General features: G+C 60.2%; 14 protein-coding genes. 7 read left to right on the top strand and 7 right to left on the bottom strand.

The features are described from left to right. Window positions 1-48 precede the first annotated feature (48 nt). Entirely contained in the window at window positions 49-252 is a 204-nt protein-coding gene (locus tag CQ012_RS16530; protein WP_013349999.1) for a cold-shock protein, read from the bottom strand. A gap of 294 nt (window positions 253-546) precedes the next feature. Next, the gene (locus CQ012_RS16525) at window positions 547-2,064 is read right to left on the bottom strand and encodes an MFS transporter (protein WP_105658858.1); all 1,518 of its coding nucleotides are present in this window, start codon (window positions 2,062-2,064) and stop codon (window positions 547-549) included. A gap of 134 nt (window positions 2,065-2,198) precedes the next feature. Here CQ012_RS16525 and CQ012_RS16520 point away from each other — a divergent pair, with 134 nt between their 5' ends. Both CQ012_RS16520 and CQ012_RS16515 read left to right on the top strand, forming a co-directional pair. Continuing rightward, window positions 2,199-2,753: a TetR/AcrR family transcriptional regulator gene (locus CQ012_RS16520; protein WP_105658857.1), complete on the top strand. Its 555-nt coding sequence runs from the start codon at window positions 2,199-2,201 to the stop codon at window positions 2,751-2,753. 17 nt (window positions 2,754-2,770) lie between these two features. Next, window positions 2,771-4,027 (top strand): MFS transporter, encoded by a 1,257-nt coding sequence (locus CQ012_RS16515; protein WP_105658856.1) that lies wholly within the window; start codon window positions 2,771-2,773, stop codon window positions 4,025-4,027. Here CQ012_RS16515 and CQ012_RS16510 read toward each other — a convergent pair. Together CQ012_RS16510 and CQ012_RS16505 are read right to left on the bottom strand one after the other, a co-directional pair. Next, a complete protein-coding gene (locus CQ012_RS16510; protein WP_105658855.1) occupies window positions 4,024-4,680 on the bottom strand; it encodes a trimeric intracellular cation channel family protein in 657 nt (218 codons plus the stop codon). The two genes, CQ012_RS16515 and CQ012_RS16510, sit on opposite strands and share 4 nt — an antisense overlap. 59 nt (window positions 4,681-4,739) lie before the next feature. Beyond that, window positions 4,740-5,279, bottom strand: coding sequence for a DUF1697 domain-containing protein (locus CQ012_RS16505; RefSeq protein WP_105658854.1), 540 nt, complete (start codon window positions 5,277-5,279; stop codon window positions 4,740-4,742). A 75-nt stretch (window positions 5,280-5,354) separates the two neighbouring features. On the opposite strand from CQ012_RS16505, the gene CQ012_RS16500 reads away from it, so the two are divergent. Next, window positions 5,355-7,304 carry a S9 family peptidase gene (locus CQ012_RS16500; RefSeq protein ID WP_105658853.1) on the top strand — a complete coding sequence of 650 codons (1,950 nt, stop codon included), beginning with the start codon at window positions 5,355-5,357 and terminating at the stop codon, window positions 7,302-7,304. On the opposite strand, the gene CQ012_RS16495 is transcribed toward CQ012_RS16500, so the two are convergent. Beyond that, a complete protein-coding gene (locus tag CQ012_RS16495; protein ID WP_105658852.1) occupies window positions 7,301-7,711 on the bottom strand; it encodes an RNA-binding S4 domain-containing protein in 411 nt (136 codons plus the stop codon). The genes CQ012_RS16500 and CQ012_RS16495 overlap by 4 nt on opposite strands. A 43-nt stretch (window positions 7,712-7,754) precedes the next feature. Next, window positions 7,755-8,051 (bottom strand): hypothetical protein, encoded by a 297-nt coding sequence (locus CQ012_RS16490; protein ID WP_286134381.1) that lies wholly within the window; start codon window positions 8,049-8,051, stop codon window positions 7,755-7,757. Window positions 8,052-8,180: 129 nt separating this feature from the next. Here CQ012_RS16490 and CQ012_RS16485 point away from each other — a divergent pair, with 129 nt between their 5' ends. The 3 genes from CQ012_RS16485 to CQ012_RS16475 all read left to right on the top strand — a co-directional run bounded on the left by CQ012_RS16485 (window position 8,181) and on the right by CQ012_RS16475 (window position 12,070). After that, window positions 8,181-10,610 (top strand): Tex family protein, encoded by a 2,430-nt coding sequence (locus CQ012_RS16485; protein ID WP_402741973.1) that lies wholly within the window; start codon window positions 8,181-8,183, stop codon window positions 10,608-10,610. A 145-nt stretch (window positions 10,611-10,755) separates the two neighbouring features. Beyond that, window positions 10,756-11,256 carry a ferritin gene (locus CQ012_RS16480; RefSeq protein ID WP_105658849.1) on the top strand — a complete coding sequence of 167 codons (501 nt, stop codon included), beginning with the start codon at window positions 10,756-10,758 and terminating at the stop codon, window positions 11,254-11,256. Between the two features lie 100 nt (window positions 11,257-11,356). Further along, window positions 11,357-12,070: an SH3 domain-containing protein gene (locus CQ012_RS16475; RefSeq protein ID WP_146112337.1), complete on the top strand. Its 714-nt coding sequence runs from the start codon at window positions 11,357-11,359 to the stop codon at window positions 12,068-12,070. A gap of 17 nt (window positions 12,071-12,087) precedes the next feature. Here CQ012_RS16475 and CQ012_RS16470 read toward each other — a convergent pair whose 3' ends face one another. Beyond that, complete coding sequence (locus CQ012_RS16470) at window positions 12,088-12,768, bottom strand: response regulator transcription factor (RefSeq protein WP_105658847.1); 681 nt, start codon at window positions 12,766-12,768, stop codon at window positions 12,088-12,090. A 480-nt stretch (window positions 12,769-13,248) separates the two neighbouring features. On the opposite strand from CQ012_RS16470, the gene CQ012_RS16465 reads away from it, so the two are divergent. Next, on the top strand, window positions 13,249-15,191 hold a 1,943-nt coding region (locus CQ012_RS16465; RefSeq protein WP_146112986.1), incomplete at its 3' end, for a choice-of-anchor G family protein.

Below are 15,191 nucleotides of genomic sequence, written 5' to 3'. Positions count from 1 at the left end.
GGATAGCCGTTCCTTGGCTAAGTCTGGCGTTAGCGCCAAAGACCTTCTTTAGAGAGCGCGAATGTCTGCAGCCTGCAGACCCTTTGGACCCTCAACAACTTCGAACTCCACCTTCTGGCCCTCGTCCAGGGTGCGGAAACCCTGGGTCTGGATTGCAGAGAAGTGTGCAAAGACGTCTGGATCGCCGCTGTCTGGAGCGATGAAGCCGAAGCCCTTTTCAGCGTTGAACCACTTGACGATTCCGGTTGCCATTTTCTTATTTGGTCCTTTCAGACGTTTCTCGCCGGTTTAGTTGGCGAGCTTGGTTGTAATCTGCGCATCCTCCGAATTCCAGGATGGAGAACGGATAATGCGAAGCAGCCAAGTCATTCACTTCACGTCTAGAAGGGGGCTCGCGTCAACCGAGGTGGTACGACATTCACAAACTTCTAACGGGTACTTCGCGAATTACTTTGGAACTACATTGCCTAGCCTACGTGTTTGGTGACGACAAATGAATAACTTTGAACCAATTAATCAGAAATTTGGTTAAGCGGTGAGCCGAGTTCACCGAAATGCCGGTTTGATGACGCGGAATACGACCACGGCAGCGATCAGGGACAACGCCGCGGCGATGCCGGATGTCAGCAGGACTCCGTGGTCGAAGGCCATGGCTGCGGAGCCCAGCAGAGCTTGCGCATCGGCGGCGCTCAAATCGGCGGCGACCTGGTGCGCTCCGCCCAAAGTCTCGCCGGCAGTTTGCAGCTGGGCATCGGTCAGCGAGCCGGGCGCGAGCAACCGCGAGGTGTAGACCGTATTCAGGATGGTACCCAGCACTGCAATGCCCAGTACCGAGCCCACTTCGTAGGCGGTTTCCGAGATCGCCGATGCCGCGCCGGCCTTGGAAGCGGGTACTGCGGAGAGCACCATGTCATTGGACAAGGTCTCGGTCATGCCGATTCCCGTACCCAAGACAGCAAACGCGGTCATGAGCAGGAAGGAATTGGATCCCTCCCCGGCCAAGATCACCAGCAGGTAGGCGACCGCGGAGAGGATCAGGCCGATGGCCATGATGTTCGGCGTGCCGAAACGGCGCGAGAGCGCCACCGAGAGCAATCCGAAGCCCATGGTCAGCACCAGGCCCGGGGTCATCCACAGTCCCGCCACCAGCGGGGAGAATCCTGCAATGAGCTGCAGATGCTGGGAGACGAAGTAGATGAAGCCCACCAGCGAGAAGATGCCAATCAGGTTGACCATCAACGCGCCAGAGAACAGTGCGTTGCTGAACAAGCGGACATCGAGCATCGGCTGTTCGGCCTTGAGCTGCCGGCGTACGAAAGCTGCACCGCAGACAATGGCCAGGACGATGGCCGCGGCCGAGAAGTACCACGGGGCAGTTACCGCAGTCTTGATGGCGTAGACAAAAGGCAGGAGGGTGAAGACCACCAGCAGGATCGAGAACGGATCCACGCGGCCCGGGTTCGGGTCCTTGGATTCGGGGACAAGGATCATGCCGCCGATCAGCAGGGGCAGGAGCATTGGCACGGCCATCAGGAAGACCGAACCCCACCAGAAGTGCTCGAGCAGCACGCCGCCGACAATGGGGCCAAGCACAGCACCGCCGGAGAAGGCCGCCGCCCACACCGCAATGGCGGTTCGGCGTTCGGTATCATCCGGGAAGATGTTGCGGATCAAGGACAACGTGGCCGGCATGAGCATTGCGCCGAAGACGCCAAGCAGGGCACGGGCTGCCACCAGCTGGGTGGCATCCGTGGCGAAGGCGGCGAGGGCGGAAACCAGTGCGAAGCCGGTCGCGCCGATCAGCAGCAGCTTGCGCCGGCCGACGCGGTCGCCCAGTGATCCCATGGGGACCAGCAGCCCGGCCAGGATCAGCGGGTAGATATCGATAATCCACAGCAGCTGGTTCCCCGAGGGAGACAGGGCTCCGGTGATTGCCGGGACCGCGAAGGAGAGCACGGTGTTGTCGACGGAAATGAGCAGGACAGGGAACAGCAGGACCACCAGTGCCGCCCAACGGCGCGGCTTGCTGAGCACTGTAACGCGTTCGGAGATATTCGAGGTCATGACGTTCGCCCTTGGATAGGTAGTGGAATGCGCGGAGATTTGCCCGCAATTGTTAACTGTACCGTCTAGACGGTATAGTTACAATTGTTGGTAAAGTCAGATCGATCACGAACTACACCTTGGAACGGAGAACTATGGCTCGCCCACCTGCTGCCCGCGGCAAAGTGCTTGACGCCTATATCGCGCTCTTGTGCGAAGAGGGGGAGCGGGCAGCCACGCTGGATGCCACGGCCGCACGCGCCGGGGTCTCCAAGGGCGGGCTGCTCTACCACTTCGCCTCCAAGGATGCGCTGGCGGACGCGGTCATCGAGGCCGCGGAGGAACATGTTGCCCGTGATGTCGAGGGGATGCGCACCTCAGCGGAAGGGGCGTCCGTTTATTACGTGCGCACCAGCGCGGAAGTCGATACCGAATTGGATCGGCACTTGGTGGCCCTGCAACGCCTGGCCCAGGCCGGGGTCAAAGCCGCGACGGAAAAAATCGAGAGCACCAATGAGCGCTGGTACCGGTGCATTCTGGATGAAGTCGGCAGCAAGGACATCGCGCATCTGGTGATGCTCGCCGGCGAGGGGCTCTACGCGAATCTGGCCCTGCCTGGGACATGGTACGAGCGCAATTTTGATGGCGAGCTCAATCGCTTACTAGAGTTGGTCTCGAGAATAAAAAAGTTGGGAAACCTCAACGAATAGCGAGCAGGTAGAAATCAATGAAGAACAAGAGCGTTGCTTCTCCAATCAGAGGACGAGTTGGAGCGCTGCTTGGCATCCTGCTGCTGGCACTGTCCCTGCGCGCCGCAGTGGTGTCAGTATCCCCATTGCTCTCCCGCATTGAAGCGGATATCGCGTTCACCGAGTTCACCACCGGCCTGCTGGCAATGCTCGCGCCCATTGCTTTCGCAGTCTTCGGACTGCTCACTCCGCGGCTGATCAAGGCTTTCGGCCTGGAAAAAACCCTGATGATCTCGCTGGGCCTAGCTGTCATCGGCCAGGTAGCGCGGATCTTCATGCCCGAGGTCTATTCCTTCCTCGCCCTGTCCATCATCACCTTGGCTGGCTACGGCATGGGCAATGTGGTGCTGCCGCCGTTGGTCAAGAAGTACTTCCCTGACCGTATCGGCATGGTCACCAGCGGATATGTCACGATGCTGGCCATCGGCACCTGGATGGCCCCTCAGTTCTCTGTTCCACTGGCCAATCTCAGCGACTGGAAGATCTCCATTGGTTCCTGGGCCGCCCTGTCGGGCATCGTGCTGGTGCCATGGCTGGTGCAGCTGCTTGCCGACCGCGGGACACAGCGCCCGGATAATCCCGTCCACGCCAGCGGGCATCCGCAACCTATCGCTAAGATCAACCCCTGGAAGTCCAAAGTGGCTTGGGGCCTGGCAATCTTCCTGGCCGGCAACTCGGCGCAGACCTACGTCTACTTCACCTGGCTTCCGCCCTACCTGCAGAACCGCGGCCTCGACGAAATGGCAGCTGGCAACATGCTGGCGCTCTTCGCGATCCTCGGCCTGCCGGTCAGCCTGCTGGTTCCGCTCTGGGTGCCTCGGCTGAAGCACCCGATCATTGCAGTCCTGGTCTTCACCTCGTGCTGGATTGCCGGGCACCTTGGCATCTACCTGTCGCCAACGCAGAACACTGCGTTGTGGATCTGCCTGGCCGGCCTCGGGCAGGGCACCTTCGCCATTGCACTGCTGATGATGAACCTGCGCTCGCGCACAACCTACGGTTCAGGCGTGCTTTCGGGCTTCGCCCAGGGCCTTGGCTATGCCGGTGCCGCGGTGGTTCCCATGCTCTTCGGCGTGGTGCAGAAAGCCACCGATTCATGGGGCGCGGCCTTCTCGATGCTCGGCGGCTGCGTCATCGTGATGCTGGTCGGCGCGATCATCATCAACCCGCCGCGCACCATCGAAGATGATTCGCCAGGCACCGAGGACCTGGGCAAGCTCGAGCGCATCGACTAGAAGTGGCGCTGCGGACCTTCGCTGGACGGTGGCGTGGGGCGGGAGCGATGCCAATGGCCCGCGGCCAACGGGACCGACCAGCCGAAGCGGATGGAAGCCACGCGGATGGCAAAAGCCAAGGCGGCAATGCCGGCGCCCACCGGAACGTTCATCAGCCCCAGATGCCAGGCCACGGCGGTGAGCGCGGCACCCACCATGGCGGCCAACGCGTAGATATCGCGCGGGTTGAACAAATCAGGGGTGACGTTGGAAATGACATCGCGCATCAAGCCGCCGCCCACGCTGGTGATGACACCAAGCAGGACCGCGGTGACCGGATTGAAGTCGTGTTCCAGGGCCTTGAGCGTACCGGTGACGCAGAACAGGCCCAGGCCTGCCGCGTCGAATAGCTGGACCAGGCGGTGCAGCTTCTGCACCGCGGGGGTAAACGCGTAGACGCACAGCGCCGCGAGCACCGGAGGCACAAAGTAGACCGGATGCGCGAAAGTCGCCGGGGACTGATTGAGAATCAAATCCCGCACCACTCCGCCGCCCAGACCGCAGACCCCGCCGAGGAAGGCCGAACCGAGCAGATCGAAGCCACGGCGCGCGGCCATCAATGAACCCGCGACGGCGAAGAAGAAAATGCCAATGAGCTCGATCAGGATGTACATTCCGGGCCTTTTGCAGGTCAATCAGTGGGTCAAGGCTCAATTATTGCTCACCGGCGATCTCAGCCAAGAATCTTGGCGAGCTTGACCAGGGTGTTGTGGTTACGGGTCGTCACAATGCGTTGCTTTGCCTGTGCGGCCATGAGCTTCCCGATGGGATTCGCGGTGCTTTCGCCCTTGCGGACAATCCACGCTACGGCACGGCCCTGGACCAGGTAGGCTCCTGGCTCAGCGAGTCCCTGGATAGCGGCGCCCACCGCTCGGGCATCCGCAGCCGATTCGCAGAGCGTGAAGTAGCCATGGTGTTCGCTGGCCGGATCAGGCAAGGGCAGCGGGAAGGGCTGGGACAGCTGCTGGATTTCCGCGACGGTGCAGACAAGCGTGGGAATCGGCCGCTGGTAGTGCCCGGCCAGAACCGCATTGCAGTGCTCCTGGACTTCCAACGGATCAGAACTGGATGCGCTGAGCACCGCATTGCCGCTGGCCAAAAGGGTTTTCACGTCGGTGAAACCAGCAGCGAGAAGCAGCTGGGCCAGGTCCTTCATCAGGACCTTGACCCCACCGACATTCACCCCGCGCAGGAATACGGCGTATCTAGTCATGGATCAATCCAAGCGCATCGGATTGATGCTTGTCGAGGGTCGTTATGAGTCATAAAGATCGCTAGGATCAAGAATATGCCTACGCACTTACCCTTTGGATCATGGCCATCATCGATTTCCGCGCATGACGTCGCTGCCGGAACCAAGCCGCTGGGCGGAGCCTGCTTCTTCTCGGACAAGCTCATTGTCCAGGAAGGCCGTCCTGCCGAAGGCGGGCGCATCACGCTGATGGAGTACGGCACCGACGGCACTGCCGGTGCAGAGCTCATCCAGGCACCATTCAACGTGCGCTCCCGGGTCCACGAATACGGTGGCTCCAGCTGGATGCTCATCGAGGGCGGCACCTCGGCAATTGTTTTTGCGGACTTCGCTGACCAGCGGGTTTACCGGCAAACCGTAGGGGAGCACGATGCCGCGGCCCTGACCCCCGCCAGCGGAGTCGACGCAGACCCGCAGCTGCGCTTCGCCGAATTCACCCCTGGTCCAGAAGGCAGCATCCTGGCCATCATGGAAGACCTGCGGGCAGAACCGGTACGCCACATCGTGCAAATTCCCCTGGACGGCAGCGCAGCCGAGGACCCGGGCAAGATCCGCATCCTCAGCGCCCCGGCGAGATTCGTTGCAGCGCCACGGCTGAACCCCGCGGGAACCCGGCTGTCCTGGATCAGCTGGGAACATCCGAATATGCCGTGGGACTCCACCGAGCTGCACCTGGCTGACTTCACCGAAGAAGGCGTACTGGAGGACACCGTCATTGCCGGTGGAGCAGAAGTCTCGGTCATGCAGCCGGAATGGCTCGATGATGACCAGTTGGCTTTCATCTCCGATGCCAGTGGCTGGTGGAACCCCTACCTCTACCAGGACAGCTCGGCACGCACCACCCGGCTGGTTGACCGTGCCGCAGAATTCGCCGGCCCGCTCTGGCAGGTGGGCACTCGATGGTACCTGGCAGAAAGCGCCCGCACCCTGCTGTGCTCCTACGGCACCGGCACCACCAAGCTGGCACGCTTGCACGCGGACACCGGGGGATTGGAAGACCTCGCGCTGCCATTCACCGGCATCCGCCCGTTCGCGCTGCGTGACGGGTGGCTGCTCGCCGGCACGTCCTCGATGACCCAGGGCGAAGAAATTACCTTGATCAACCTCGAGACCTTGGAACACCACCCGGTGACCCGTGCGATTGCGCAGTTGCCGGATCCAGCGGTGCTTCCGGAGGTTGAAGAGTTCGAGTGCAAGAACCTCGCCGGCCAGTCCGTCCACGCGTTGCTCTACCGGCCTTCCCAGGAAGGCTACGCAGGGATGGAGGGCGAACTGCCGCCCTTCGTCACCTTCGTGCACGGAGGCCCGACCAGCCAGGCTTCCCCGACGCTCAGTGCCACGGTTGCCTATTACACCTCGCGCGGGATCGGGGTAGTCGACGTGAACTACGGCGGCTCCACCGGCTATGGCCGCGAATACCGCAACCGCCTGCGCGGCTCCTGGGGCGTAGTCGATGTTGCCGATACCGTCGCGGTGGTCAACGCGCTGGTAGCGCAGGGCATTGCCGACCCCGCACGCATCGGCATCGAAGGCGGCAGCGCCGGCGGGTGGACCGTGCTGTGCGCGCTGACCTTCTCCAATGCCTTCACCGCGGGCATCAGCCGCTACGGTGTTTCGGATCTGGTGGGCCTGGTGCAGGACACCCACGACTTCGAATCGCAGTACATGTTCACGTTGGTCGGACCGTACCCGGAAGCTGCCGATCTGTACGAGAAGCGCGCGCCAATCAATCACGTGGCGAAGATTTCCTGCCCCGTATTGCTGTTGCAGGGGGATGAAGACAAGGTGGTGCCGCCGGCGCAGTCCCAGATCGTGGCGGACGCGCTGGCCGAACGCGGCATTGCCCATGCCTACATTCTCTTCGAAGGAGAACAGCACGGGTTCAGGAAGTCGGAGAACATCATCAAGGCGTTGGAAAGCTCATTGGCCTTCTACGCGCAGATCTTCGAATTCCAGTCGGACGTTCCGGCGATCGTGCTGTCCTAGGACAGATCAGGACCTGGATCCGGGGGCTGCCAGGAATCCCGCAAGCGATCCATTTCGCGGCGGTCCTTCTTGGTGGGCCGGCCGGCGCCGCGTTCGCGGATCGGCACCTGGGGAATGACCAAGCGTTCGCGCGGCGGGGTGTGGTCGATGTAGCATTTTGCGGCAACTGGCGCGCCGACGCGCTTGGAAATCAGCCCGCTGACTTCCAGCTCGCGGTCGAAACCGTCTTTGCGCACACGGATGCGATCACCGGAGACAACGGTTTGCGACGCCTTCACCGGATCGCCGTTCAAGCGAACATGTCCGGCACGGCAGGCAGTGGTCGCGGACGAACGGGTCTTGTAGATGCGCACTGACCACAGCCACGCATCGAGACGTACTTTGCCGCTTCTTGGAATTTCGACCATGGGAAAATTCTAGATCAGCAGATGGCTAGTGCCGCTGAAGCTGCTAAACCGTAGCCTCGTCGCAAATCCCGATCAGGCGCTGCTGCAGCGCTTCGGGTGCTTGGTCTCCTGAATTGGCGAGCTCCTGGAGCACATCGACCAAGTCTTGCGGCAGGCCACCGCCCTGGACCGACTTCACAATGGACGAGAGGACACGAAGTTCGCTAGCGTCAATGGTGCCGTCCTGTACCGGTGCGCAGGCCTGGCGCACGATTTCCTTGGACGCTGCATCGGTCAGCTGGTTAGCCGCGTCGGCCGCGGTGTCTTCAACAAATGCGCATCCGGAGCTCAATAGAGCCATACACGAAATCGCAACGAGCGCTGTTGCCTTTCGAACTTTCTCAATCCCCATAACAATAAATCATAGCCATGGAGATTGAGTTTCTGCTGAATGCCAACCGAGTTGATCATCTGAAGATCGGATGGCATGATGCACAATGGATCGGTGACTAGCGAGCAGAAGAACACCGCAAATGACAGCGCAACGGGGCAGCAAATCATTGCCCAACTGGCCCGGGAACTCTCCGAGGAGTCCGCGGTAGCCCCCTGGCAGGTCAAGGCAGCGATCGAGCTCCTGGACTCCGGATCCACCGTTCCCTTTATTGCCCGTTACCGCAAAGAGGTTACCGGCATGCTCAGCGACAGCCAGCTGCGCCTGCTCGAAGAACGGTTGCGCTACCTGCGTGAATTGGAAGACCGCCGCGCAGCTGTACTGGAAGCCATCGCCGAAGCCGGCAAGCTGACCGACCAGCTTGCCGAGGCGATTCGCGCCGCCAGCACCAAGGCGGAACTCGAAGACCTGTACCTGCCATTCAAATCCAAGCGCCGCACCAAGGCCCAGATTGCCCGCGAGGCTGGCCTGGAAGCCTTGGCCGATCTGCTGCTCGCGGACCCAATGACGGATCCGGTGCAGGCGGCTGCCGACTACCTGAACCCGGATGCAGGATTTGCCACCGACGCAGATGCGCTTTCCGGCGCGCGTTCCATCCTGACCGAGCGCGTATCCCAGGATGTCGTTCTCGCCGGTGAACTGCGCGAACGCCTGTGGAACACCGGCAAGATCGGTGCCAGCGTCGCCTCGGGCGCCACCGCAGAGGGCCAGGGAAAGTACTCCGATTATCTGGACTATGTGGCACCACTTGATCGCTTGCCATCGCACCGGGTCCTGGCACTGTTGCGCGGTGAACGCGAAGGCGTGCTGAATCTGCAGCTCGCTGAAGCTGATCCACGCGACGAACAGGCCTTAGACGAAGCGCGCAGTGCCTACGAGAACGCTATCGCCTCCTCCCTGGGGCTGAACGTTCCCACCGGTGCGCCTGCTGCCAAATGGATTGCGCAGACCGTGCGTTTGGCGTGGAAAGCCCGCCTGCTGACCCGCTTTGAATCCGACCTGCGCTCACGCCTGTTCGAAGCCGCTGAAGATGAATCGGTGAAGATTTTCGCGGCGAACTTGCGCGATGTGCTGCTGGCGGCGCCGGCCGGCAACAAGGCCGTGCTGGGCTTGGACCCGGGCCTGCGCACCGGTGTGAAGGTTGCAGTGGTGGACCTGACCGGCCAATCGGTGGAAACGGCAACGATCTATCCCCATGCGCCAGCCAATAAATGGAATGAATCCATCGCGGTACTGGCCAAGCTAGCCCAGAAGCACGGCACCCCGCTGATTGCGGTAGGCAACGGCACAGCGGGGCGCGAAACAGACCGTCTGGCTGCCGAGGTCATCAAGGTGCTTGGCGGCGCGGGCGTCAGCAAGGTCATCGTCTCGGAAGCCGGCGCTTCGGTCTACTCGGCCTCCGAACTGGCCAGCCAGGAACTGCCGGATATGGATGTGTCGCTGCGCGGCGCGGTATCGATCGCCCGCCGCTTGCAGGACCCGCTGGCCGAGCTGGTGAAGATCGATCCGAAGTCCATCGGCGTGGGCCAATACCAGCATGATGTCACTGCCTCGAAGCTGGACCGCGCGCTGGATGCGGTGGTCGAGGACTGCGTGAATGCCGTAGGCGTCGACGTGAATACCGCATCCCCTGCCTTGCTGGCCCGGGTAGCCGGCGTGGGACCGCTGTTGAGCCGCAACATCGTGGATCACCGTAACGCCAACGGCCCTTTCGCCACCCGCAAGGATCTGCTGAAGGTACCGCGTCTGGGAGCCAAGGCCTTTGAACAGTGCGCGGGCTTCTTGCGCATTACCGGCGGCAAGGAGAAACTCGATGCTTCCTCGGTGCACCCCGAAGCTTATGTTCTGGCCAAGACCCTGCAGAGCAGCGCGGAGGCGCAGGGCCGCCGGCTTGAAGAGCTGAACCCGCAGGACTTCGCCACGGACCAGTTTGGCGAGCCAACCATTCGTGACGTGATTGCCGAGTTGCGCCGTCCTGCCCGCGACCCCCGTGGCGAATTCGTGACGGCCACGCTCAAGGAAGGCGTTGAGACCATCAAGGACGTCAAGCCGGGGATGATCATGGAAGGCACCGTCTCCAACGTTGCCGCCTTCGGTGCGTTCGTGGACCTGGGCGTCCACCAGGACGGCCTGATCCACGTCTCGGCCATGAGCAGCAAGTTCATTTCGGACCCTCGCGAAGTGGTCAGTTCCGGCCAGATTGTCAAGGTCAAGGTGCTGGAAGTGGATACCGTGCGCAAGCGCATTTCGCTGACTCTGCGACTGGATGACGAACTGCCTGCTGCTGGCGCGGAGGCCAGGAACTCCGGACCAGGCGAACGCAAGGGACCGGGAGCTGGCCGTTTGGCGCGCTCGGGCCAGAACCGCACTGGGCAGAACCGCAAGGCCCAGCCCGCGCAGGGCAAACCGGCTGCACCGGGCAACACCGCGATGGCCGAGGCGCTGCGCAGAGCAGGACTGGGCAAGTAGGTTAGCATCGTATCGGCATGCCTAAGTTAGGTTAGTATCGGCTACATTAACTCGATCCCAACTTGGGATGATTCCCTAATTCAGGTTTGACTAAGTGAGTCCGAACTTCGGTGACAAGGTGGCAAAACAGGTTTAGTCTGATGACATGGAACTTACAGGAAAACTGGCAGAAGCCTTCAGCACCCAGGTAACTCTCGAACTAACCGCAGCAACGGTTTACCGTCAGCTGGCAGTTGAAATGGACGTATTGAGCCTTCCCGGCATTGCTGGCTGGTTCCGCGCCCAGGCCGGCGAGGAAATCGTGCACGCGGAAAAGTTCATGACCCACATGACCGACCGCTCGGCCCACCCGAAGATTGGCGAGCAGCCTGCCCCGACTGTGAACGTGAACAGCGTTGCAGATGCCTTCGCGGCTTCCTTGGCCCACGAGCAGAAGGTCTCCGGAGCGATTCGCGAGCTGTACCGTTTGGCGCAGACCGAGGGCGACATCGACTCCCTGCCGCTGCTGCACTGGTTCATCGATGAGCAGGTTGAAGAGGAAGCCACCGTTGGTGAAATCCTGGATCGAGTCAGGATGATCGGCAACGATGGAAGCGGTCTGCTGCGACTGGATGCAGAGCTCGGCTCGCGTTCTTCCTCATCCTAAGAGGCGGCGAAGCACGCATCTTCTAAAAATGGAATAAACTTAGGGAAGCAACCGGTGGTTGCTTCCCTAAGTTTTTTCATTTGAGGTGGTTGTGAACCAGGTGGGCTATCCACATCAGTCGGCTCGGACGTCGTCCATTGCCAATACCCACCGGACGACTGCCTCGCTCAAGCTGCGCAAGGGCGCCGGCCGCCACTACGTAGTGCAGAGCCATTTGGAGCAAGGCACAGAGCTGGTCCTGATTGAGGTCAACGGCTCGTGGGCGCATGTTCTCGTGCACCAGATCTACGGTTGGCTGCCGAATATCTATCTTGAAGCGATCCCGGCGGTCTTTGACGAGCCGGTAGTCGCCGAAGACGATGACGAGCTGGCCGAGCCAGTTCTTTCACGCTATTCATTGATCGAAGCCACCCATGCTACGACGGCAACGTTGAATCTGCGCAAGGGAAGCGGCACTGGGTATCCGGTGCTCAAGGTCATTGACCAGGGGTCCAAGGTCCGCTCGATGCTCCAGCAGGGATTGTGGTCCCAGGTGCAGTGCGGCAAATTGCTGGGCTGGGTTCCCAGCATGTACCTGCAGGAGATTCCCTCCCGTCCAGCCAAGGGCGGGCTGATCGCCGTCCCCAACCAGCGGGCACTGACCACCATCGGATTGAACGCGAGACGCGGTCCTGGCGACCATTACTCGCTAGTGCGGATTCTTCCGGCCGACACGGCCGTGGTCATCGTCGCGCGCCAGGGCGCGTGGCGGCAGATTGACCGTGACGGCGAAGAAATGTGGATCCCTGCCAGCCAGCTTCGTACGGTGTACTGACCAGATTCGATTCTGTTTCAGGCGATCTGCAGATCCGCAGACGAAACCAATCCGGATTCTGTCGCCACTACTGCCAGCTGCACACGATTGGTGACGCTCAGTTCCTCCATGATGCGCGCCAAGTGGAGCTTCACCGAGCCCTCGGAGATGTGCGCGATGCGGGCGATCTGGGAATTGGTGAGCCCGGCCGCGACGAGTCGCACCAGACTGCGATCGCGTTCGCTGAGCTTGCGCACGACGGATTGCTGGCCTGAGCGGCGCACGATTTTCGCGGTCGATTCCCAGCCGTCCGACGGCTGGGCAAAAAGTTGGTAGCCTGCAGCGAGCATGCGCAATGCGCTGGGCAGTTCCGAGCTGATGGAGCTTTTCGAGATCAGTCCCGAGCTGCCAGCATCGTAGGCCTTGGAGATATCGTCCCGCTGGTATCGGGCAGCCAACACCACGATCTTGGTATTCGGTGCACTCTCGGAGATTTCCCGAATCGAGCAATACAGATCCGTCCCATTCAGCGACGATTCCAGGATGACGAGGTCCGGCTCCAACTCGGTTGCAGCTTGAACGGCCTCGGACATGCAATCCGAAACATGCTCGATCACCATGTCGCTGGCCTCGGCTAAGACTCCAGCAATCCCGGCCCGTGAGAAATGGTCACTATCAGCCAGATGAATGCGGATGTGCGACATACAAGAATCCTCCATCACTACGAACTGGTGTTGTCCTGGCCAATCCTTCCTAACCCGTTCTGCGGTGGGGAAAGCTAGCAGGTGATTCACAGTCTATGGCCAACTAGTCAAATCCCTTGGCTTGACAGATAGCATTGCGAGGTTGTTGTCATATTGTTACATCACTGTTTGGGTAAATTTTCAGGTCAACTGTTGTAAGTGCATTATTTTCTCTAATGGTAAGAAGTTAAATTACCGCTCAGTATTACCTGCTGGCCATCGATTCTGACCGCGTGGCTAAGAAATTTGACCTGAGTATGCAAAGAAATGGCTGAAAGAAACCTGTGAGTCAGGGTTCATCAACCGTAGAGTCAAACGTGGGCTTTTACGAGTTTCCTGATCACAACCATCTTTTGGAGGATAGTGGTGCAAGCAAATAATTTGTCACCTAAGAATGGCAAGAAACCGCGTGCCGCACGCCGAGTTCTTGCCGGTGCAGTCGTTGCCAGTCTTTTCGTGGCTCCTACGGTAACTGCCGCTTTTGCGGCTCCTGACGATCTGTCGGAAGCATTCGGCAAGGTCATTAACGTCGACGGCTTGACCCTAGACGTGGCCGATGCTGGTTACTCCTACTCGGCAAACCCAAGTTCGCCTGATGCTCAGGAGAACCCGCTGAACCTTGCATTGCTTAACGAATCACTAGGCATCGACCTGGGTTCCCTTAGCCTGCCGGTCATCGGCGATGATGGAACTGGCCTCATTCAGCTGGGACAGGCTGGCCTGTTGTCCTCGTACGCAATCGCGGACACCGCTACCCACGCCAAGGCTTCTGCAGGCGTCTTGGGTGGCGACGGTGCCTTGGCGGTTGACGGCAATACCGCAGAACTAGCTTCGATCGACCTGACTAAGCTGTTCAACCAGGTTGGTGTAGCCGGCTTGACTAATGAAGTCCTCGATGTTGCTGAGCTCCAGTTGGGCGCACTTGGCTCCACCACCGAGCGCACCGACGGCGCTGACCCTACTCACGAATACAAGGTCGCTTCCGCGACTGTAGACCTGCGTAGCCCGCTGATTTCCCAGCTGAGTTCAGACTTGACCACCACTACCACCGCTCTCGGCACTGCGCTGGATGGGGTTGTTGGAGACGGCGGCTTGACCGATACGATCAGCAGCTCGCTGAACGCTGTCAATATAAATCTCCTCCTTGCACAGATTGGCCTGTCGAACTCCAACCTGGTTGTCAATGGCTTGGATGACGTAACCGGCACCCTTAGCACCGTACTTGCTCAGGAGCTGGTTTCTGACACCGGCGCGGTTTCGCTGAACTTGGGCGAAGGTACCGTAAACATTGATCTGTCCAAGATCATTACCGGTGGCCTGAACGACCAGCCTGCAAACACGCCGCTGCTGGACGACGCAACCGCAGCGCTCATTACCGCTGAACTGACCGGATTGCTGAACGAAGTCACCACCAACCTCACTGATGCCGTTAACGAAATCCTTGCTGAAGCAAGCTTCACCCTGACCGCAGATGTCAATGCTGTGGTGCTCGGTGCTGATCTCGTTACAGGTGGCGTTGATATCGGTGGTTCGTTGAGCGACCTGCTCAACGGCAACACTGATGCCTTCACTCTTGCAAATGACCTGACCCTCCTGCCAGGTCTCGGTGGCATCAACCTTGGATCGCTGCTCGACAGCGTTCTTGAACTGGTTCTTGGCGTGACCGGCCCAGCTTTCCAGGGAGTAAACGCACTGCTTGATGGCTACCCAGAAGGCATCCAAGCACTTGTCACTGAAGTTGTCGCGCCAGTAGTCAATGGTGCAGTCGAGCCGCTTCTTGAAGAGGTTCTGGAAATCACCATCAACGAACAGGGCACCGTAGCTTCGACTGAAGTGACTGTTCCTGCTACGACTGCCAACGTTGCTGCTCCGGCTGCTGCGCAGGTTGTAGATCCAGCTGTAGACGGTGAACTGAACTACGTAACCGCTCTCGCAATCGATGTTCTGCCGGTCCTTGGTACAGCAGCTGTTGGCGTTGACCTAGGCACCTCAGCAGTTCGTGCAGCAGCTGAAGCGCCGGCAGTAGCCGATGTCGATATCCTGACTCCTGCTGACGGCGATGAACTTCCTGTTGGCCCCGTTGAGGTAACGGGTACCGGTGAGGCTGGCACCGAGGTAACTGTCTCGATTCCGGGCCAAGATGATCAGGTGACCACTGTTGACGGAGACGGAAACTGGTCTGTCACGTTCCCTAACGTGCCAGCCGGTGACCACACAGCTACTGCAACGGACGAGAACGAATCAACCGATTCCGTGAGCTTCGTGGTAGTTGAGAACAGTGATGAGAATACTGCAGATAACACGGACGCGAACACCGATGCGAACACCGATGTGAACACTGCGGATAACGCTGATGCGAACACCGATGCCAACACGGATGCGAATACTGACGCGAACAC

It is taken from the genome of Arthrobacter sp. MYb214 (assembly GCF_002979865.1).
Taxonomy (GTDB): domain Bacteria; phylum Actinomycetota; class Actinomycetes; order Actinomycetales; family Micrococcaceae; genus Glutamicibacter.
Note: the sequence above shows the minus strand (reverse complement) of the source record. Positions and strands in the feature narration are given on the sequence as shown.

Excerpts from the sequence above, each read along its gene's own strand:
- CQ012_RS16495 (WP_105658852.1), bottom strand. The coding sequence starts at position 7,711 with ATGGTCGAAATTCCAAGAAGCGGCAAAGTACGTCTCGATGCGTGGCTG.
- CQ012_RS16505 (WP_105658854.1), bottom strand. The coding sequence starts at position 5,279 with ATGACTAGATACGCCGTATTCCTGCGCGGGGTGAATGTCGGTGGGGTC.
- CQ012_RS16470 (WP_105658847.1), bottom strand. The coding sequence starts at position 12,768 with ATGGAGGATTCTTGTATGTCGCACATCCGCATTCATCTGGCTGATAGT.
- CQ012_RS16500 (WP_105658853.1), top strand. The coding sequence starts at position 5,355 with ATGCCTACGCACTTACCCTTTGGATCATGGCCATCATCGATTTCCGCG.
- CQ012_RS16485 (WP_402741973.1), top strand. The coding sequence starts at position 8,181 with ATGCACAATGGATCGGTGACTAGCGAGCAGAAGAACACCGCAAATGAC.
- CQ012_RS16490 (WP_286134381.1), bottom strand. The coding sequence starts at position 8,051 with ATGGCTCTATTGAGCTCCGGATGCGCATTTGTTGAAGACACCGCGGCC.
- CQ012_RS16530 (WP_013349999.1), bottom strand. The coding sequence starts at position 252 with ATGGCAACCGGAATCGTCAAGTGGTTCAACGCTGAAAAGGGCTTCGGC.
- CQ012_RS16480 (WP_105658849.1), top strand. The coding sequence starts at position 10,756 with ATGGAACTTACAGGAAAACTGGCAGAAGCCTTCAGCACCCAGGTAACT.
- CQ012_RS16520 (WP_105658857.1), top strand. The coding sequence starts at position 2,199 with ATGGCTCGCCCACCTGCTGCCCGCGGCAAAGTGCTTGACGCCTATATC.
- CQ012_RS16510 (WP_105658855.1), bottom strand. The coding sequence starts at position 4,680 with ATGTACATCCTGATCGAGCTCATTGGCATTTTCTTCTTCGCCGTCGCG.
- CQ012_RS16515 (WP_105658856.1), top strand. The coding sequence starts at position 2,771 with ATGAAGAACAAGAGCGTTGCTTCTCCAATCAGAGGACGAGTTGGAGCG.
- CQ012_RS16525 (WP_105658858.1), bottom strand. The coding sequence starts at position 2,064 with ATGACCTCGAATATCTCCGAACGCGTTACAGTGCTCAGCAAGCCGCGC.